Here is a 20,738-nt window from a genome sequence, read left to right as displayed (position 1 = left end):
TTATAGACGAATTGGCATCACCACGTACATGGCACTGTCATCGTCGGCATTTTCAATCAACGCGCTGGCGTTAGCATCCGACATCGACACACGTACATTTTCACAACGCAACGTGTTCAGAACATCAAGCACATAGCTTACGTTAAAGCCGATTTCGATGGCGTCACCTTCAAAGGTTACATCAAGCATCTCTTCCGCTTCTTCTTGTTCTGGGTTATTCGCGGTTATGCGCATTTCAGTATCAGCCAGATTCACTCGCACGCCACGGAATTTTTCGTTGGAAAGAATCGCAGCACGAGAGAAGGCTTGGCGCAACTCGTCACAACTTGCTATTAGTGTCTTATTGGTGCTCTGAGGCAATACACGGCGGTAGTCAGGGAAACGACCATCAACCAACTTAGAGGTAAAAGTAAAGTTATTCACCTCAGCACGAACATTGGAGCTACCGATCTGAAGTACTACGGGCTGCTCTGGCGCATCCATCAACTTTACTAATTCTTGCACACCTTTGCGTGGCACGATGATTTGCTTCTGCGCAAAGTCCGCACCTAGCTGAGTTTGCGATACCGCCATACGGTGGCCGTCCGTCGCCACGCTGCGTAGCGTGGTGCCGTCAATTTCAAACAACATGCCGTTGAGGTAGTAACGAACGTCTTGATTCGCCATCGAGAACTGAGTTTTGTCGATCAGCGTACGTAAATCAGCTTGGCTCAGTGATACTTCCACTTCGCTTTGCCAGTCTTCAATATTAGGGAAATCGTTCGCAGGAAGCGTTGCCAACGAGAAACGGCTGCGACCAGAGCGAACTTGTACACGATCACCTTCTAATACAAATGTGATGATCGCATCGTCCGGTAAACCACGGCAGATATCGAGAAACTTACGCGAAGGAACGGTAATGCTGCCCGCTTCAAAATCACCTTCTAGCGTCACTTTGCTTACTAACTCTACTTCAAGATCGGTTGCCGTCATCGACAATACGTTCTCTTCTACTTTAAGAAGTAGGTTACCCAGGATTGGCAGGGTTGGTCGGCCACCTAAAGCGCCCGAAACCTGCTGTAGCGGTTTGATTAAATGACTACGTTCAATGGTAAATTTCATGCTTGGCTCTTTACGCTGTCAGCTCAATAAATGATTTGCTTAGAATACCGTTATTCTAACCGATTACGAAGACAGGGTGCGAATCAAGTTAGAGTAATCTTCTTTAATGTCGTGGCTCTCTTCACGCAGCTGCTCAATCTTGCGACAAGCATGAAGTACGGTCGTATGATCGCGGCCCCCAAACGCATCGCCAATTTCAGGCAAGCTATGGTTGGTTAGTTCTTTTGCTAACGCCATAGCCAGCTGACGAGGACGCGCTACAGAACGAGAACGACGCTTAGACAGCAAGTCCGCTACTTTAATCTTGTAGTATTCCGCCACTGTCTTTTGAATGTTATCGATTGTCACAAGCTTCTCTTGTAGAGCAAGCAGATCGCGCAGCGCTTCACGAACAAAATCAATCGTAATTGGACGGCCAGTAAAGTTCGCGTTCGCAATAACACGGTTCAGTGCACCTTCTAGCTCACGAACGTTCGAACGCAGACGCTTGGCAATGAAGAATGCCACTTCATCAGCAAGGTGGATTTGGTGATCTTCAGCTTTTTTCATCAAGATCGCCACACGCGTTTCAAGCTCAGGCGGCTCGATCGCAACAGTAAGACCCCAACCAAAGCGAGATTTAAGACGATCTTCAACGCCATTAATTTCTTTAGGATAACGGTCAGACGTTAGAATGATCTGCTGATTACCTTCCAATAGTGCGTTGAAGGTATGGAAGAATTCTTCTTGTGAACGTTCTTTATTAGCAAAGAATTGGATGTCATCGATAAGGAGCGCATCCACGCTGCGGTAGTAGCGTTTGAATTCTTCAATCGCATTGTTTTGCAGCGCTTTCACCATGTCTTGCACAAAACGTTCTGAGTGCATGTAGACCACTTTTGCGTTCGGGTTGTTATCCACAATCGCGTTACCCACCGCATGCAATAAGTGGGTTTTACCCAAACCCGTGCCGCCGTATAGGAATAGTGGGTTGTAAGCTGCACCTGGGTTATCCGATACCTGACGCGCCGCAGCCAAACCCAGTTGGTTCGACTTACCTTCAACAAAGTTATCGAACTTGTGTTTTGGGTTCATGTTTGAGCGGTGATTGATAGCCGCAATCGCTTGAGCGTCGTCATCCCAGGTTTTGTGTACTGGCTTACGCGCCTGTAATTGCGCAGGTGCAGATGACTCGGCAGCCACATCTGCAGGCGTACGTGTCGGCGCTGGTTTTGGTGCAGAGACAGGTCGGCTCCCCACTTCAAAACGTAAGTTAGGAATATCGCCACCGCAGTATTCCTGCAGTAAGCGAGTAATATTGTTCAGATACTTATCACGCACCCAGTCCAACACAAAGCGGTTTGGCGCGAATAGAGTGAGAGTATTGTCATTGAGCTCCGCTTGTAGCGGACGAACCCACATGCTGAATTCTGTAGCTGGTAGCTCTTCTTGAAGCTGCTGCAAACATTGCAGCCAAAGCGAAGATGACACGGTGCCCCCACTGAGTAATTGAATTATCGGAAAAGACTGGCAATTTTACCTGTTGATAACCAAGATCGCCAGCGATTGATCGACGATCCAGTGAATAAGATCCAAGTTATTCACAATTATTTCTGCAAACTTGATGAGATCAACACACCTTGCCCCAAATTTGCCCACACAACGATCCACAATTGGGCAAAACTCACAAGATCGAGCGATTGGTGATAAGTCTGTGTATTATTTTATTCCCAATGCTGATTTTGTCGATCATTTCGCTAGGTTCAGTTCGCATTTTCGTCACATTTAACATTCTTCTTCTATTATCTAATAACTCACAGGTCTAGGTTATTGCTCTTGGTTATTTATTTAATTGAGCTAACTAACAGTAGTATTTCCAACCATAAAATTATGGAGATGTATTATGAAAAACTGGATTAAGGTTGCCGTTGCAGCCATTGCACTGTCGGCAGCAACCGTACAAGCCGCTACTGAAGTCAAAGTTGGTATGTCAGGTCGCTACTTCCCGTTTACTTTTGTAAAGCAAGACAAGCTACAAGGCTTTGAAGTCGACATGTGGGATGAAATCGGTAAACGTAACGATTACAAAATCGAATACGTAACAGCCAACTTCTCTGGTTTATTTGGTCTTTTAGAAACTGGTCGTATCGATACGATCTCCAACCAAATCACCATGACTGATGAGCGTAAAGCTAAATACCTATTTGCTGACCCTTACGTTGTAGATGGCGCACAAATTACCGTGCGTAAAGGCAACGACAGCATCAAAGGTGTTGACGATCTTGCGGGCAAAACCGTTGCGGTGAACCTAGGCTCTAACTTTGAGCAACTGCTGCGTCAATACGACAAAGACGGCAAGATCAACATTAAAACGTACGACACAGGTATCGAACATGACGTGGCGCTCGGTCGTGCAGACGCGTTTGTAATGGATCGTCTTTCTGCGTTAGAGCTGATTAAGAAAACTGGCCTTCCTCTGGAATTGGCAGGCGAACCGTTTGAGACCATTCAAAACGCATGGCCTTTCGTTGACAACGAGAAAGGTCGTAAGCTGCAAGAAGAAGTAAACAAAGCACTGGCTGAGATGCGCGCAGATGGTACAGTAGAGAAAATTTCCGTGAAGTGGTTTGGCGCTGACATCACGAAATAAGAACTCTTTGTACTTTAGGCCGCAAAGTGGTATCACTCTCGGACTAAAATAAACTTACGTAAAGGTGGAACTTGTTTTCCACCTTTTCTTTTCTCTAGCCTTTAGGTAAGCCGTATGGGATTTGACTTTAATTACATGTTGGAACTGCTGCCGATATTGCTGAAATATCTTGGCACAACCATGGAAATGGCGACATGGGGATTGGTGTTTTCGCTGATTTTATCCGTCATTTTAGCCAATATTCGCGTATTTAAACTGCCAGTTCTGGATCAATTAAGCCAACTGTACATCAGCTTCTTCCGTGGCACCCCACTGTTGGTTCAGCTTTTCCTGCTTTATTACGGCTTACCGCAAATTTTTCCATTGATGGTCGGTATCGACGCCTTTTCAGCAGCGGTGATCGGTTTAACGCTGCACTTTGCCGCTTATATGGCGGAAAGTATTCGTGCCGCCATTATTGGCATTGATCGCAGCCAAATGGAAGCGAGCTTATCGGTCGGTATGACGACATCCCAAGCAATGCGCCGAGTGATTTTACCTCAAGCAACGCGTGTCGCACTGCCTTCATTGATGAACTATTTCATCGATATGATCAAGTCAACGTCTCTCGCTTTCACGCTTGGTGTGGCCGAAATCATGGCGAAAGCACAGATGGAAGCCTCATCAAGTTTCCGTTTCTTTGAAGCTTTCCTTGCGGTTGCTCTTATTTACTGGGGAGTGGTGGTGATTCTGACTCGCGTACAAATCTGGGCAGAAGCAAAACTGAATAAGGCGTACGTACGATGATCAAGTTAGAAAATATTCACAAACGTTTTGGTGAGACTGAAGTGCTGAAAGGCATCGACCTCGATATTAAGCAAGGTGAGATCATCGTGATTATCGGCTCAAGTGGCACGGGTAAATCAACCTTGCTGCGTACGGTGAACTTTCTAGAACAAGCAGATGAAGGTCGTATCACGATAGATGACATCTCCGTTGATACTCAAAAACACACTAAAGCCGAAGTATTAGCGCTGCGTCGTCGAACTGGCTTTGTGTTCCAAAACTATGCCCTGTTTGCCCACATGAATGCGCGCCAGAACATTGCCGAAGGTCTAGTGACCGTTCGAGGCTGGAAAAAAGCCGATGCTCTCAAACGAGCGCAACAAATTCTGGATGACATCGGTCTTGGGGATAAAGGCGATAGTTATCCAGCGGCATTGTCTGGCGGCCAACAACAACGTGTGGGTATCGGCCGAGCGATGGCGCTGCAACCAGAACTGCTGTTGTTTGACGAACCAACTTCTGCGCTGGATCCGGAATGGGTCGGTGAAGTTCTCTCATTAATGAAGAAGTTAGCTAATCAGCATCAAACCATGCTGGTGGTAACACACGAGATGCAATTTGCTAAAGAAGTCGCTGATAGAGTGATCTTCATGGCGGAAGGCAATATCGTTGAGCAAGGTTCTCCACAGGATATCTTCGATAATCCACAAGATCCTCGTTTGAAAAAATTCCTTAACCAAGTAGGAATAGAGTAACGATCAAGCATCAGGATCGATTGATCCTTGAGATTTTACTCACACTACGTATAATCGCCCGGCCGGAATTTCGTACTCATTGAGTCATTGACACATTATGTGAGTGTGATTACAATTCCGCCTCTTTGTTGAGAGGCGTCGGTTGTCCTTCTCTATATAAAGAGCTTCTTTATATAAGAAAGCAAATACCCACGCCGGGTTTAACAAGAACCTAAAACTACTGATCAGTAAAGGTAATTATCATGAAACGCACTTTTCAACCTACAGTTCTAAAGCGCAAGCGTACTCACGGCTTCCGTGCTCGCATGGCAACTAAGAACGGTCGTAAAGTTATCAACGCACGTCGTGCAAAAGGCCGTGCGCGCCTATCAAAATAATCGCTAGTTTATTTTGAACACGTACGCGTTTAATCGGGAGTTACGTTTGTTAACTCCCGAGCATTATCAAAACGTCTTCCAGCAAGCTCATCGAGCTGGCTCGCCTCATTTCACCATCATTGCTCGCAATAACAAACTTTCTCACCCACGATTAGGTTTAGCGGTTCCCAAAAAGCAAATCAAAACGGCTGTCGGTCGTAACCGATTTAAGCGTTTGGCTCGTGAAAGCTTTCGTAACAATCAACATCAGCTTCCAAACAAAGATTTTGTTGTGATTGCGAAGAAAAGCGCGCAAGATTTAAGCAATGAGGAAATTTTTAAGTTGTTTGATAAGCTATGGCAACGCCTGTCTCGCCCTTCACGTGGATAGCCATTGGGCTCGTTTATCTGTATCGCTGGTTTATCAGCCCTTTGATTGGTCCTCGTTGCCGGTTCACACCAACCTGTTCCACTTACGCGCTAGAAGCTTTGAGAGCTCACGGTTTTGTAAAAGGATGTTGGTTATCAGGCAAACGTCTATTAAAATGCCACCCTTTGAATGAAGGGGGGTATGACCCCGTTCCACCAGTCCAAAAACAAGACAGAGATAACTAACGATGGATTCTCAACGTAATATCCTGCTCATCGGTTTGGCCCTGGTTTCTTTTTTGCTGTTTCAACAATGGCAAGTTGCAAAGAATCCAGAACCTCAAGCAGTTGAACAGGCTCAATCAAGCAGCACTCTACCTGCACCATCTTTTGCTGATGAACTTGACCCAGTTCCTGGTCAACAGCAAGCTTCTGCAAAAACTATCACAGTAACGACTGATGTTTTAACTCTGTCGATCGACACCGTTGGTGGCGATGTGGTACATGCCAACCTTAACGAATACTCTGCTGAGTTAGATTCATCAGATTCCTTTGTTCTGCTTAAAGACGCTCAAGGTCACCAATTTATCGCTCAAAGCGGTCTAGTGGGTCCTCAAGGTATCGACTTGAGCAGCACAAATCGCCCTCACTACAACGTAAGTGCAGACAGCTTCACAATGGCTGACGGTCAAGATGAACTTCGCGTTCCGATGACATTCACTGCAAACGGCATCGAATACACCAAAACTTACATCTTTAAACGCGGCAGCTACGCGCTTAATGTTGAATACGATGTAGTGAACAACTCAGGCAACAACGCAACATTTGGTATGTACGCTCACCTACGTCAAAACCTAATGGACGATGGTGGTAGCATCACAATGCCTACTTACCGTGGTGGCGCATACTCAACAGAAGATACGCGTTACAAGAAGTACAGCTTTGATGATATGCAGGATCGCAACCTGTCTCTTAACCTAGCCGATGGCCAAGGTTGGGCAGCAATGATTCAGCACTACTTTGCCGCAGCTTGGATCCCACGTAACGAACCAGGTACTAACCTATACACTCGTGTAATTGGCAACCTCGGCGACATCGGCGTTCGTATGCCGAACAAAACTATCGCAACAGGCGATCAGGCTAAGTTTGAAGCAACACTTTGGGTTGGTCCAAAACTGCAAGATGAAATGGCAGAAGTGGCACCTAACCTAGACCTAGTAGTGGACTACGGCTGGTTATGGTTCATTGCGAAGCCTCTTCATATGTTGCTTTCATTCATCCAGAGCTTTGTTGGCAACTGGGGTGTGGCAATCATCTGTCTGACCTTCATCGTTCGTGGTGCAATGTACCCACTAACAAAAGCGCAATACACGTCTATGGCGAAAATGCGCATGCTACAGCCTAAGCTGCAAGCAATGCGTGAGCGTATCGGTGATGACCGTCAGCGCATGAGCCAAGAAATGATGGAACTGTACAAGAAAGAGAAAGTGAACCCACTAGGTGGCTGTTTACCTCTTATCCTACAGATGCCTATCTTCATCGCGCTTTACTGGGCACTAATGGAATCGGTTGAGCTACGTCACTCTCCATTCTTCGGTTGGATTCATGACCTTTCAGCGCAGGACCCTTACTACATCCTGCCTCTACTGATGGGTGCGTCAATGTTCCTAATCCAGAAGATGAGCCCGACAACAGTAACGGATCCAATGCAGCAGAAGATCATGACCTTTATGCCGGTTATGTTTACCTTCTTCTTCTTGTTCTTCCCATCAGGTCTCGTTCTGTACTGGTTGGTGTCGAACATCGTAACGCTTATCCAGCAAACTCTGATCTACAAAGGATTAGAGAAAAAAGGCTTACACAGCAAGTAACCTTTTAGGAAATGATTGAGAAAGGCGGCCAAAAGGTCGCCTTTTTGTTTTTGGCTGATTACAATTCAGCTAATTAATTGTGATGGCTCCCTAGGTATCTTCCCTATAGCCCAGCTCAAAAGGCAAAATTATGACTACAGATACGATTGTCGCTCAAGCGACCGCGCCTGGTCGTGGCGGTGTCGGTATTATTCGAGTTTCTGGCCCTAAAGCCAACCAAGTGGCGTTAGAAGTCACTGGCAAAACACTAAAGCCCCGCTACGCAGAGTACCTGCCGTTTAAGTCAGAAGATGGCACTGTGCTTGATCAGGGCATCGCACTGTACTTCCCTAACCCACACTCATTTACAGGTGAAGACGTACTTGAGCTGCAAGGCCATGGCGGCCCTGTCGTGATGGATATGCTGATAAAACGCATTCTAGGTATAGATGGTATTCGAGCTGCTCGCCCTGGTGAGTTCTCTGAACGCGCATTTCTGAACGATAAACTCGACTTAGCTCAAGCCGAAGCGATTGCAGACCTCATTGATGCCAGTTCTGAAGAAGCAGCAAAATCGGCGCTGCAATCCTTACAGGGCGCATTTTCAGGCCGCATTAATACCTTAGTTGAGTCGCTGATTCATTTGCGTATCTATGTTGAAGCAGCCATCGACTTCCCTGAAGAAGAGATCGACTTTTTGGCCGACGGTAAAGTGGCTGGTGACCTACAAGCCATCATCGACAACCTAGATGCGGTGCGCAAAGAAGCTAACCAAGGCGCTATTATGCGTGAAGGGATGAAAGTCGTGATTGCGGGTCGTCCAAATGCGGGCAAATCAAGCCTGCTGAACGCGCTATCGGGTAAAGAGTCTGCAATCGTAACCGACATCGCAGGAACTACGCGTGATGTACTGCGTGAGCATATCCATATTGATGGCATGCCTCTGCACATCATCGATACTGCAGGTTTGCGTGATGCTTCCGATGAAGTAGAGAAAATCGGTATCGAACGCGCGTGGGATGAAATAGCCCAAGCAGACCGCGTGTTGTTCATGGTGGATGGCACGACAACCGATGCCACCGATCCGAAAGATATCTGGCCAGATTTTGTGGATCGCCTACCAGACAACATTGGCATAACTGTGATCCGTAATAAAGCGGATCAAACGGGTGAAGATATGGGGATCTGCCACGTCAATAACCCTACTCTTATCCGTTTGTCAGCGAAGACTGGTGCAGGGGTTGAAGCTCTGCGCGATCATCTCAAGGAGTGTATGGGCTTCTCTGGCAACAGTGAAGGTGGGTTTATGGCTCGTCGTCGTCATCTCGATGCATTAGAACGTGCCGCACAGCACCTTCAAATAGGCCAGGAGCAGCTTGAAGGCTATATGGCAGGTGAAATATTGGCTGAAGAGCTACGCATCACCCAACAACATCTCAATGAGATTACCGGTGAGTTCAGTTCTGACGACTTACTGGGACGAATCTTCTCTTCATTCTGTATCGGGAAGTAAAGTGGGCAAATAACGGAAAACAACAGCAAGCAACGGTAGATAACACACTGATTTTATTAGATCGTCATTTGCCATTTGTTTCCATCTATTGCCGTTAATTGCCAATTCTAGTCCCCAGTTGGCCCCCAATGACATGATAAATGCCGTATTGGGGACCAATTGGGGGCTAAAATGAAAATTTCCATTGAAAAACGAACACTTAGAACCGATGGCACACGCTCACTACGCTTAGTTTATGACTATGGCTACACCACAAATACGCAAGGTGGACGCCAAAATAAACGTAAGCGCAGCTACGAAACCTTAGACCTGTACGTTCACGACAAACCTAAAACACCCACCCAGCGCCAACACAACAAAGAACATATGCTTCTCGCCGAAACCATTAAGAGTAAACGACTGGTTGAGTGGCAATCCCAAAAGCACGGTTTTGAGGATCGAACCAAGCGTTCAGCTAGCTTCATTGATTACTTTCAACGGCAAGTTGATATCAAAGAACAAACCACCTCAACTTCCAACCACTCGATATGGCTGTCAGCTCGTAAACACCTGCTGTTCTACTGCGGGAAACATGATCTTAGCTTTGATGAGCTGGATAAAGACTGGTTAGATGGGTTTAAGTATTACCTGACCAATGAAGCGAAAACCAAGAGTGATACCGCGTTATCTCGCAACACACAAAGCTCCTACTTCAATAAAGTTCGAGCGGCGATCAACGAAGCACATCGAGAAGGTATTATTCGTGATAACCCGCTTGCACAAGTGACCAGTATTAAAGCGAAAACGACTAAGCGGGTTTATTTAACACTGGATGAGGTCAACGCGTTAGCTCACACAGAATGTCGCTACCCTGTCCTTAAAAGTGCGTTTTTGTTCTCATGTGCAACGGGGATGCGTTGGTGCGATATCCACAGACTTACTTGGTCAGAAATAGAGACATTCAATAATCACAAACGAATTATCTTCGACCAGGTAAAACTCTCTCACGGCGATGCTAAGAGCCTTCAGTATTTAGACATCCCAAAGTCAGCAGAATCACTTTTGGGTAGCCCCAAAGCCTCTCACGAGCGCGTATTCAAGGGATTGAAATACTCTTCTTATATAAATGTAGAACTGCTTAGATGGGCTCTGGCTGCTGGAATAAGTAAGCACGTTACATTCCATGCTGGTCGTCATACCTTTGCTGTAATTCAGCTGAGCCGAGGAATCGATATATACGCTGTATCGAAACTGCTCGGCCACAGCGAACTCAAGACAACCGAGATCTACGCTGACATCATAGAGCAACGTAGGATGGAAGCCATGCTCACATTCCCCGATATTTTTGCTTCTTCTGGAAAAGATTCAGCGGCCTAAGGCCGCTGCTATGAAAGTATTACTTACGAGAAGTGGTGGCGACATAGTTTGCTGCCCTTTTTTCGATCTCATAGCGAGATGAAACTCGCATTTTCTCTACCCAATCCATGATTGCTTGACGCTCAAATCTGAGGTGTTTGCCAAGCTTAAAATAAGGGATCTCTGCCGAGCTCGTTAACTTATAAAGCTGGTTGGTTGATAAACCCAACAAGGCTGCACATTCATCAACGGTTAGAATGTCCTTTCCAAGCAGCTCCACCTTTTGTTGCTGCAAACGCTGCTCTAACACAACCCGTTCTACATGATCGATTTTTGCTAAAATGGACTGGAGAAGGACTTGTTCATTGCTTGTCATAACTCCCCCTCCATGCCACTGCTCTGGGAAATGTGGGAAAACTGGGAAACGGATTACGCATCGGCGGTCAGCTCCTCTAGTTCTTGGATAATTTGAGCTGGAGTAAAAGCAAAAAACCTTTCCAACTTACCGTTCACTTTTACTCGTAGTGTCCCCCTGGCTCCCTCGTTTGATTCAAACCAGCGTCGTTGAACCAAAGGAGTCAGCTGGCTGATGTATTGCTTGCGCAGCTGGAGATCACGAATAAACACATTTTTATGAATCAGCCACTGGATCTCATCTCCATCACGTCGGAAGTACCCCGTGTTTGATGATCTTCCGCTGGATATCTCACTTAACTGCTTTTCCCATTTGGCGAGAGCCCGCTTCAATGCTAAAAGCACTTCAAACTCTTCGTGATTTTGAGTGTGCCCTCTGGCTGCAATCCAGCGCTGAAAAATACTGTACACAGAGAATAAAGACTCTTCTTCGCTCCACGGTACGAGTTTGTGTCGAGAGGCCAGTGAGAGCGCAACGGCAACCAAGCAAAAGCGATGCAGCACCCTAAGAACTTGAGCTGACATACAGCTTTCTTTCCAGCGCTGCATCAACCTATCCGTTTCCGATCTTAACAACAGTTCCAGATCTGGCTGCTTTACTATCAAGCACATCCAAGCTGGAAATAACGAACCATAGTGCTTTTTCGTTGCCTCTTCCAAATGTTTGGCAAATTCGTGAGAGTCATTAAATCGGTGAATGCTAGAAAAACAGCCATATTTTTCCGTCAGCGGTATCTCAACTATTCTGACCAATTGGCCTGCGGCGGGTTTTTTGCCGATCTCTTCCAGCAAATCAATCAAACCAACCTCACCAGTGCTAAGTACAAGGGTTCGCCACTTTGCTTGTTTACCCAAAGCCCCTGTAATTAACATTCTTAACTTTCCATCGCCATTCACAATCTGGTAAGCCGCTGTATCCAAATTCTCACTTCTCGCCATGCCAATCTCATCGAGCGGCAACATGACATCGTTGTAATTGACTGATACAGATTCGATACCATTGTTCGTGCTATACCAAGTCTTCTTGTAAGAGTGGGAACCATAAACAGACGATCCAACGTAAATAGCACCAGACTTACCTTGGCTTGATGAACCCATTAAATGAAAGACTGAGCTTTCTCCTCCCGATGGTGCTAGTAGCGGTGCGGCAAGTGCGACTCCAACAGCAAATATCAAGGTTGGGTTTCCACTCAAAAGACAACCTATCTCCTGTTGCCAATTAGCTAGACTACCTTTGACTTGAAAATTACTATCAACAATTGCTCCCGCATAAAAATATGGCTCCTCGGATGCACCAAAAGTGGTTTCCGTCGTCACGAATACATCGTCATGCCAGCCTGTATTAAATGCACTGATGCCAGATGGCGCTTGTTTTATCTGTTGACGTACGTAGCGTAGTACAAGGCTCCAGTTGTACTTCTCATCTTCTAGCCAAAAGCCACGATCAAATAGCTCCTCACGAAGTGTGTTACTTGCGCTACCTAAAATTCGATTTGCAGGTACAACCAACCGGACAGGAACAAGATCCATATTCACAAACTCAATACAGGCACCGTAACCTGACTTTTTATCTTGCGCTCTAACTCGTGCTACGACAGAAAGCTCAGAGCTAATAGCCACCCAACCTTCTTCCTTGTCACAGTATTCCAGTGCGTTATTTTTGTTTCTATACATACACACCTCACCGTCACAGGCTCAAAAGCCACTTCTGCACATCTTCAAGACGAAACCTCACACTTCGTGCACCTGGTGATAAGTTCACTGGAGAAGGAAAGGAGCCATTTCTCACATAACGGCGAATGGTTGCCTGAGACAACTGAGTTAACTGACAAACTTCTTGATAGCTTAATAGCTGATTTGATTGTTTTTGTTCGGTCATAACTACTCCTGACAGTTAATGAATAATCAAGGAATAGTTTGCAGGGTGAGTAACGCAAAGGCGCGCGGTGCTCAGGCCCATTTTGGGCAACTAGAGCAGATAACTTGAAGCCAGAGCGCCCCTAGAGGGAAATTAAGATCAGATAATGATGCAGTAATGCGATTCGGCGCTGCTTCACCGTTAATCATCAAGCCACAAATCGCTATGCGTTAAGTCACCCGCTAATGCGTTAAGCTGCTCACCATGTTTAACGCATAGTGATTAGAGACTCACTTTCACATGTGAAAGTGTTTTTTTTATAATTACTGTCAAACATGTCTGATTGGTTGGGCGAACCCATTAACAATAAAGCTAAAATATCTATTTGGCTCTACAAACTGGAATCGCTACTAAAAAATGGACTTTCAATCATTTAAGCAACTTGTAAAACAAATTCATATCGGAAAACAACTCCCAGATGCGGTATACCTGCACAGAGATGCTATGAGTGAGATTCCACCTGAACTGAGAAAGTTCATACCAGCTGTAGCTCAGGCAGTGAACTTGCCGGATAATCAATGGAACCTCATCAAGCTGTTTAAAAAGGAATTCCGTTTATCGTTGTTGAACTACCCAACCTTTTATACCGACTCCTACCCAGCGTTAGAGCAAAGCCTGAATGTAGATTTGAGCAAACTTAGTCATAAAGTGACTTGTTATCGCTCTTCAGAAAACCCACCGATCCTGCATAGAAAAGAGACGATGATTCTGCCGAGCAGTGACCATTATGAGCTCTTCACAGCGCTGACTAAAGAAGGGGTGGAGGCAGGCCTATACGAGAACACCCGCACTATTGGCTTCAAACAGTCGTGGTTAAATTTGATCCAAAAAAAGGGATACCGGTTAGTCGATGGGAGGATACTGAAAGACGAACCAGATGCATTGAATGATGCTCAACAAGAGCCTGGAATAGATCGTCACAAAACCGCCATTGTACGCCATGAGCTATCAGGCCCAATGAAGACATTGGCGAAGCAAGGTTACTTAGATGGACGGTTTTCTATTTTCGATTACGGATGCGGCCGAGGGGACGACCTGAGAGAACTTGAAGCACACGGGCTCGATGTATTGGGCTGGGACCCGGTTTTTTCGCCTGATAACGATAAAGTCAATTCGGACATTGTGAACTTGGGGTTTGTCCTAAATGTTATCGAAGACCAAGATGAACGTCTTGAAGCACTATTGAGCGCTTGGGAGCTCGCCAACAAAATTCTGGTCGTCTCTGTCATGCTGGCTAATGATTCGTACATTGCGCAGTTTCAGCCCTATAAAGATGGGGTGATTACGACAAGAAATACATTCCAAAAATACTACGCACAATCAGAATTCAAAGGGTACCTAGAACGTTCTTTGCAAGAAGACGCGATTGCCGTTGCACCGGGCATCTTCTACATATTCAAAGATAAGCTAGAAGAACAACGTTACCTCCAAAGTAAGTACCAGCGGCACCATACTTGGCATCAACTGACATCGCCTCAGCCTATAGAGAGTAAAGATAAAGCCAAGTTGGCCATTAGCCAAAACAGCACTCTGTTTGATGATTTTTGGAACGTATGTCTGGAACTTGGCCGGGTACCGGCGAATGACGAATTTAACCGTTCTGAAGAAGTGAGAAGTCTAATTGGTTCTCATAAAAAAGTGTTTGGTTTACTGCAAGAAATGTTCGATACCAAAGAGTTCGAAAACGCAGAAAAGCGTCGCAAAGAAGACCTTTTGCTTTACTTTGCTATGGGGCTATTTGAAAAGAGAAAGCCTTACACGCAGCAACCAGAGTCACTCAAACGCGATATCAAAGCTCTATTTGATGATTATAAAACCGCACTTAACCTAGCTGCGGAGTTACTGTTTGCGATAGCCGATACAAGCTTAATCAATACGCAATGTGAAAAGGCCCACCAACAACTACCCGCAAGTTTATTGAATGAAGGGCATTCCATCATCCTACACCGAGACTATATTGATGATTTACCTTTGCTGCTACGTGTATACGTGGGGGCAGGTTTACAAATGTACGGGGAACTGGATGAAGAAATAGATCTTGTCAAAATCCATATCACGTCAGGTAAACTCACCTTAACCGCTTATGATAACTTCGAGCATTCCGTACCGTTTTTAGTTGAGCGCATAAAAATAAAAATGGCAGAACAAGATATCGACTTCTTTGATTATGTGAATGAAAAGCGTAGACCGCCTCTGTTAAACAAGCATCTTTACATGCCCCCCGAACACGAGAACTACAAAAAGCAACTGAGCTTTGATAAACGCTTAGCCACCTTATTAGATTTTGAACCAACCGAAGAAAGCCACATGGTTCGCGCTGAATTTGAGGTCTTGCTTGAAAAGCATAGCAAGGAAATCAAAGGCTTTACCTTAAGGGCACACTCGCTTTCGTAAAAAGAGTTTAAAAACCAAGCACCCCATAGAAATCTGATCCTGATACCTGTAGAATGCACGACTTGGTTTGTCATATCTACCAACAATAAAACATAACAAAAACACAATATCACAAACTCAAAGATTAACTTTGTCAAAAAATGACACACCATCTATATTAAATGTCATGGACAAATAACATAACCTTCGAGCCAACTATGCAAAATCAAGATTCCGGCTATTGCTACTCTTTTCCCGCTGTCAGAGGTATTCAAGCAGGTCGTCCGTTTTACATTGCGACATGCCCTCTTCGGATTATCCCTAAGATATTCAGCTACAACGAAGATGATGTCCCTCCAGAGTTGCGAGCTCAAAGAACGCTTAACAAAACTCGGATCCCTGAAATGGTGAAGTACTTGCTCGACAACCCGAAAGAGTATGTATTTTCGGCATTAACGGCTTCAGTTGGTGTCAATATTTCTTTTCACGATCATCAAGGTGCTCCGAATTTGGGAACACTTCAAATCCCTATGGACGCTCAAATTCTGATCAATGATGGTCAGCATAGGCGTAAAGCAATCGAAGAAGCTCTAAAAGAAAATCCCGATCTGGGCCAAGACAATATTCCTGTCTTGTTCTTTATCGATGAAGGGCTAGATAGAAGCCAACAAATGTTTGCTGATCTAAACAAGTATGCCGTCAAACCAAGTCCATCTCTGGGTACGCTTTACGACCACAGAGATGAAAGTTCAGAACTCGCTCGTGAATTAGCGACCAAAGTAAAACCATTCGTAGGTCTGACTGAAATGGAGAAATCCAGCATCAGCCCAAAATCAAATAAACTTTTCACATTAAGTAGCATCAAACAATCTACCCGAGCACTGTTGAGTAAAGGGCCAAAAGACGGCTTCAACGAAGACGAAAAAAAACTTGCTGCTGAGTTTTGGGCTGAAGTTACTCGCCATATAAAAGATTGGCAGATGGTAATAGACAAAGAAGTATCACCTGCACAACTAAGACAAGAGTACATTCATGCACATGGTGTTGGCTTACATGCCATTGGTGTTTTGGGTAAGCACCTCCTCTGCCAGGAGCCAAACAATTGGAAACAGAAACTGCAACAGTTGGCAAACGTAAACTGGTTAAAAACCAACCCAGAGTGGATTAAACGAAGCATGAACCACGGAAAATTGAGTAAGTCGACGACGAATATCCAACTTACCGCCAACGCATTAAAAATTGAACTTGGGTTACCGCTAACCCCTGAAGAAAAGGCTCTAGAGAAGCAGTTATCATGATACACGAGCTACAATTGGCAGAAGACCTAGCCGAGTACGAAGACTTTATCAATGCAGAAGACTTCGCTAATAACAAATTAAGCCACTATATTGCTGACGTTCAGCGTGTTTACTGTGCGGATAAACGTCCATGGGTAATTGGTTACAGTGGTGGTAAAGACTCATCAGCAGTTATGTCGTTGGTTTACTTGGCACTGCTTGGTTTGGAACCCAAAGACCGCCACAAGCCTGTCTTTGTTGTATCTTCAGACACACTAGTTGAAACACCTGTCGTCGTTAACCACATCAAAGACTCGTTAGCCGCTATAGAGAAAGGCGCAAAGCGCGATAACCTACCAATCACTTGCCATAAAGTCGTCCCTAAAGACAATCAAACGTTTTGGGCCAACTTGCTTGGTAAAGGCTACCCAGCGCCAACACGCTCTTTCCGTTGGTGTACAGAGCGAATGAAGATTGACCCTGTGAGTGACTTTATCAAGTCTAAAGTCTCACAGTTTGACGAAGTGATTGTTGTACTTGGCTCTCGTAGCCAAGAGAGTGCATCACGCGCGCAGGTCATCGCGAAACACAAAATTGACGGCTCACGATTAGCCCGCCATACAACACTTGCGAATGCGTTCATTTTTACTCCCATCGATACATGGGGTGTTGACGATGTATGGAAATTACTGCGTCTTTGTCATTTAGAAACGAAACAAACACCTTACGGGCCTAAAAACATTTGGATCGATAAATATGATCTTGAATGGGAAAACCCATGGGGCGGCAAAAATCTTGTGCTGTGGAACCTCTACAAAGACTCCTCTGGTCAAGGCGAATGTCCAATGGTCATTGATGAGACAACACCGTCTTGTGGTAACTCTCGCTTTGGTTGCTGGACATGTACTGTCGTAACCAAAGACCGTGCAATGGAAAGCCTTATCCAAAACGGTGAAGAGTGGATGGCTCCTCTTCTTGAGTTCCGCAATAAGTTATCCATGACAACCGACCCAGCGAACAAAGAAGAGTACCGAAACCATAAACGTCGCACAGGTAAAGTTAGCTACCAATACGCAAAAGAAGGCGAAGACATTGCAACAGAGCGTAAGCACGTCCCTGGACCTTACTGGCTCAAGTATCGTCGACAATGGTTGCGCGAGTTACTTGAGCTGGATAAGAAGTTTAAAGCTGAAGGAAGAGAGATTGAGCTGATCACAGTACCTGAACTTCATGCTATTCGCCAAGAGTGGATTCACGATCCAAATGAGCCAGATTGGGACGATTCTCTACCTAAAATTTTCAAAGAAGTTTACGGTTACGACCTTGATTGGGTATATGACGATAACGCAAGCTTTGGTAAAGATGACGCTCAACTTATCCATGAGCTTTGTGACAACTTTGATATTGCACCAGAGATGATCATGAAGCTTATCGAGCTAGAAGTCTCGATGGAAGGCTTAAGCCGTCGTAGTGGCATTTCCAATAAAATCGCATCGCTATTAAAAAGGGATTGGGGAAGCTTAGAAGAAATCAAACAAAAACATGCTTCACTACAGAGTAAAGCTGAGTTTGATATTCACCAAAAAGAGATCGAGCGCTACAACGACCAACTTGCAGAGCTAGATAAGCAGCTTCAAAAAGAGTTTTAAATACTGAAATGTTAATTACAAAACTAACTCTAAACAACTTTCGAGTGTTCCGTGGCGTACATGAAATCGACTTGCGCCCTGCTCCTGCTCGTCTGAGTAAAAATGGCCCTATTGAAGGAACCGAACGACCAATTATTCTGTTTGGTGGCCTTAACGGTGCTGGTAAAACGTCGATCCTAACCGCTGTACGTTTAGCTCTATTTGGGCGTCAATCTTTTAGCCAAGTCCTTTCCAATGGCGAATATGTTGAAGCTCTATCTGAGCTTATTCACAAGGGTGTAGGTCATGGTGGTGTGCAAGATAACGCATCGATTGAGCTTGAGTTTAAATACAGCCAAAACGGCGAAGAAAACACTTATAAAGTGATTCGCGGCTGGAAACGCGGTAAGAAAGATAGCCTGTGTCTTGAGAAAGATGGCATCCAAATACCAGAGCTCAACTACGAGCAGTGTCAGGGCTTCCTTAATGAACTGATCCCAACAGGCATTGCTGACCTGTTCTTCTTCGACGGCGAGAAAATCGCAGAGCTTGCGGAAGATGAGTCAGGCACGGTGCTAAAGACCGCAGTCCGTCGACTATTGGGCCTAGATGTTATCGCAAAGCTCAAGAGTGACTTAAATATATTCTTGAAGAAACAAGGTTCTAGCGCACTAAGCCAATCTTTAAAAGAGGAAATGGATTCTCTTGATGAGCAACGTATCAGCCACGAGCGCAATGCAGAGAAACTTCGTGGTGAAGCGGACATCGTTGATGCACAAATTGAGCTCGTATCACGTGATATCCTTAGCCTAGAGAATAAGCTATCTCAAAACGGCGGCGCTTGGGCTAAAACTCGAGAAGATGAGCAACAAAAAGTAGATAGCTTGCTTAAAGAGAAAGTAGAGCTTGAAAAGCAAATCCGCATGGAGATGGAGACAAGTCTTCCATTCGCACTAGCACCTAATGCAATGCAGCGCCTTCAAACTCAGATCAAGCAAGAACAACAGATTAAGAAGAAACAGAACTTTGGCAATGAACTGGACTCATTCTTAGAAACACTACGTTCAAAGTACCCAAGTTTTGATACCGAGATGGCTCAAAGTGCGATTGCTGATAGCTTTAAAGCACACGTGGGTGAATTTGATTCTGCTGAGCTGCTTTTAGATATCTCCGACCGTCAAGCGAATACGATTGACTATCAACTCTCAAATCTGGCTCGAGAATCTTTTTCACGTTTCGATGAAGCACGAGTGCGTCTTCAAAAAGTCGAAGAAGAGATCGACAACGCTTCAAACAATATCGCGCGAGCTCCTGAGCAAGAGCAGGTGCAAGAGCTTTTTGCGGACGTGCGCGCATTAGATAAGAAAAAAGAAAAGCTGATTATCGAATACCATGCTTTGCTTGAAGAAGCAAAACGCGAATTGCGCCAAGCACTAGAAACAGCCCGTCAAATTCAGAAGCTACACGATAAGAATAAAGATCAATCCAATAAAGATCAGAGTATTAGCAATGCCCAAAACTCAATCTTACTGCTAGAGAAATTTGGCGAACAGTTAACTAAAGCTCGCGTCAATCAGTTAGAAAACGAGTTCGTTCAGTCCTACAAAAAGCTTGCTCGTAAGGAAGATTTACAGCTCACAGCTTCAATCAACCCAGCAACATTCGATGTTGAGTTAGTTGATGAACACGGTATTAAGATCAACCGTAAGGCGATGTCTGCTGGTGAGAAGCAAATCTACGCGATCTCGATTCTAGAGGCTCTTGGCCGTACATCTGGTCGTAAACTGCCCATCATCATTGACACTCCGCTAGGCAGATTAGACTCACATCACCGTGACAAACTGGTAGAGAACTACTTCCCTACCGCTAGCCATCAAGTTGTGATTTTATCTACCGATACAGAGATCGATAGAAACTACACCAGCCTTATCCAAGACGATATTGCTCGTACTTATGAGATCTGTTTCGACGGTACAACTAAGTCTTCAACCTTGAAGGAAGGTTACTTCTGGAGAGAAACAACTAAGGAGGCTGTGTAATGCTACCTAATCGTATGAACCTGACTCGTACTACTGAAGAGCAGCTTAAAAAGTTGAAGGGATATACTGGCATCACTCCAAACGTATCAGCTCGCATCGCTTTCTTCCGTTCTATTGAAAGTGACTTTAGATACCAAGGCCAAGAAGCTAAATTGGATGGCTCACTTGTACTAGATAAGTACACGTGGCTAGGTGAAACTGGTGATGTGACGGAACTTATACTGAAAATGTACTACCCAGGGCTTGATAGTAAAGAGTATCAACAAGCTTGGGCTGCGCATATTGAAGATGGAATAGCTAGTATTAGAAACTTTAAATCTTGCAGCGAGATATCAAGAGCCATTTAGATATACACCCTAAATTATCCCCTGAAAGTGTCATTTAAGACACTTACAGGGGTTGTAAATAGAGATTAT

The 20,738-nt window shown here is 45.0% G+C and carries 19 protein-coding genes; 14 read left to right on the top strand and 5 right to left on the bottom strand.

Annotated features, from left to right (window positions below):
- Both dnaN and dnaA read right to left on the bottom strand, forming a co-directional pair.
- Window positions 1-1,101, bottom strand: coding sequence for a DNA polymerase III subunit beta (gene dnaN / locus R7040_RS18910; RefSeq protein ID WP_005394106.1), 1,101 nt, complete (start codon window positions 1,099-1,101; stop codon window positions 1-3).
- 63 nt (window positions 1,102-1,164) lie between these two features.
- Window positions 1,165-2,571: a chromosomal replication initiator protein DnaA gene (gene dnaA / locus R7040_RS18905; RefSeq protein WP_005378835.1), complete on the bottom strand. Its 1,407-nt coding sequence runs from the start codon at window positions 2,569-2,571 to the stop codon at window positions 1,165-1,167.
- A gap of 412 nt (window positions 2,572-2,983) precedes the next feature.
- On the opposite strand from dnaA, the gene R7040_RS18900 reads away from it, so the two are divergent.
- From R7040_RS18900 to R7040_RS18860, 9 genes are all read left to right on the top strand, one after another.
- The gene (locus R7040_RS18900; protein ID WP_005378831.1) at window positions 2,984-3,730 is read left to right on the top strand and encodes an amino acid ABC transporter substrate-binding protein; all 747 of its coding nucleotides are present in this window, start codon (window positions 2,984-2,986) and stop codon (window positions 3,728-3,730) included.
- A gap of 114 nt (window positions 3,731-3,844) precedes the next feature.
- Window positions 3,845-4,516 carry an amino acid ABC transporter permease gene (locus R7040_RS18895; protein ID WP_005378829.1) on the top strand — a complete coding sequence of 224 codons (672 nt, stop codon included), beginning with the start codon at window positions 3,845-3,847 and terminating at the stop codon, window positions 4,514-4,516.
- A complete protein-coding gene (locus R7040_RS18890) occupies window positions 4,513-5,250 on the top strand; it encodes an amino acid ABC transporter ATP-binding protein (RefSeq protein WP_005378827.1) in 738 nt (245 codons plus the stop codon). The genes R7040_RS18895 and R7040_RS18890 overlap by 4 nt, the downstream gene beginning before the upstream one ends.
- A 242-nt stretch (window positions 5,251-5,492) precedes the next feature.
- On the top strand, window positions 5,493-5,627 hold the full coding sequence (rpmH, locus tag R7040_RS18885) for a 50S ribosomal protein L34 (protein ID WP_005378825.1): 135 nt from the start codon (window positions 5,493-5,495) through the stop codon (window positions 5,625-5,627).
- A 46-nt stretch (window positions 5,628-5,673) separates the two neighbouring features.
- Window positions 5,674-5,997, top strand: a complete 324-nt coding sequence (rnpA, locus tag R7040_RS18880) for a ribonuclease P protein component (RefSeq protein ID WP_005394102.1) — start codon at window positions 5,674-5,676, stop codon at window positions 5,995-5,997.
- Window positions 5,964-6,221, top strand: a complete 258-nt coding sequence (gene yidD / locus R7040_RS18875; protein ID WP_005378822.1) for a membrane protein insertion efficiency factor YidD — start codon at window positions 5,964-5,966, stop codon at window positions 6,219-6,221. The genes rnpA and yidD overlap by 34 nt, the downstream gene beginning before the upstream one ends.
- Window positions 6,222-6,223: 2 nt before the next feature.
- Complete coding sequence (gene yidC / locus R7040_RS18870) at window positions 6,224-7,846, top strand: membrane protein insertase YidC (RefSeq protein ID WP_005383834.1); 1,623 nt, start codon at window positions 6,224-6,226, stop codon at window positions 7,844-7,846.
- A gap of 130 nt (window positions 7,847-7,976) precedes the next feature.
- Window positions 7,977-9,338 (top strand): tRNA uridine-5-carboxymethylaminomethyl(34) synthesis GTPase MnmE, encoded by a 1,362-nt coding sequence (mnmE, locus tag R7040_RS18865; protein WP_005383836.1) that lies wholly within the window; start codon window positions 7,977-7,979, stop codon window positions 9,336-9,338.
- Window positions 9,339-9,509: 171 nt separating this feature from the next.
- Window positions 9,510-10,694: a site-specific integrase gene (locus R7040_RS18860; protein WP_005491669.1), complete on the top strand. Its 1,185-nt coding sequence runs from the start codon at window positions 9,510-9,512 to the stop codon at window positions 10,692-10,694.
- Between the two features lie 19 nt (window positions 10,695-10,713).
- On the opposite strand, the gene R7040_RS18855 is transcribed toward R7040_RS18860, so the two are convergent.
- Genes R7040_RS18855 through R7040_RS18845 form a run of 3 tightly spaced genes read right to left on the bottom strand, consistent with a single transcriptional unit; the run spans window position 10,714 to window position 12,966 of the window.
- A complete protein-coding gene (locus R7040_RS18855) occupies window positions 10,714-11,049 on the bottom strand; it encodes a helix-turn-helix domain-containing protein (RefSeq protein ID WP_005491665.1) in 336 nt (111 codons plus the stop codon).
- Window positions 11,050-11,102: 53 nt separating this feature from the next.
- Window positions 11,103-12,761 (bottom strand): DUF927 domain-containing protein, encoded by a 1,659-nt coding sequence (locus R7040_RS18850; RefSeq protein WP_005491634.1) that lies wholly within the window; start codon window positions 12,759-12,761, stop codon window positions 11,103-11,105.
- 13 nt (window positions 12,762-12,774) lie between these two features.
- Window positions 12,775-12,966 carry a helix-turn-helix transcriptional regulator gene (locus R7040_RS18845; protein ID WP_005491636.1) on the bottom strand — a complete coding sequence of 64 codons (192 nt, stop codon included), beginning with the start codon at window positions 12,964-12,966 and terminating at the stop codon, window positions 12,775-12,777.
- A 396-nt stretch (window positions 12,967-13,362) separates the two neighbouring features.
- On the opposite strand from R7040_RS18845, the gene R7040_RS18840 reads away from it, so the two are divergent.
- The 5 genes from R7040_RS18840 to dndE all read left to right on the top strand — a co-directional run bounded on the left by R7040_RS18840 (window position 13,363) and on the right by dndE (window position 20,669).
- Window positions 13,363-15,399, top strand: coding sequence for a DNA phosphorothioation-associated putative methyltransferase (locus R7040_RS18840; RefSeq protein WP_005491620.1), 2,037 nt, complete (start codon window positions 13,363-13,365; stop codon window positions 15,397-15,399).
- A gap of 197 nt (window positions 15,400-15,596) precedes the next feature.
- A complete protein-coding gene (gene dndB, locus R7040_RS18835; RefSeq protein ID WP_022591085.1) occupies window positions 15,597-16,676 on the top strand; it encodes a DNA sulfur modification protein DndB in 1,080 nt (359 codons plus the stop codon).
- Window positions 16,673-18,304: a DNA phosphorothioation system sulfurtransferase DndC gene (locus R7040_RS18830; protein ID WP_005491667.1), complete on the top strand. Its 1,632-nt coding sequence runs from the start codon at window positions 16,673-16,675 to the stop codon at window positions 18,302-18,304. Before dndB ends, R7040_RS18830 begins: the two co-directional genes overlap by 4 nt.
- 8 nt (window positions 18,305-18,312) lie before the next feature.
- On the top strand, window positions 18,313-20,322 hold the full coding sequence (dndD, locus tag R7040_RS18825) for a DNA sulfur modification protein DndD (protein ID WP_005491632.1): 2,010 nt from the start codon (window positions 18,313-18,315) through the stop codon (window positions 20,320-20,322).
- Window positions 20,322-20,669, top strand: a complete 348-nt coding sequence (gene dndE, locus R7040_RS18820; RefSeq protein WP_005491668.1) for a DNA sulfur modification protein DndE — start codon at window positions 20,322-20,324, stop codon at window positions 20,667-20,669. Before dndD ends, dndE begins: the two co-directional genes overlap by 1 nt.
- The last annotated feature ends 69 nt before the right edge of the window (window positions 20,670-20,738 follow it).

This window comes from Vibrio sp. 1069, assembly GCF_033340555.1.
Note: the sequence above shows the minus strand (reverse complement) of the source record. Positions and strands in the feature narration are given on the sequence as shown.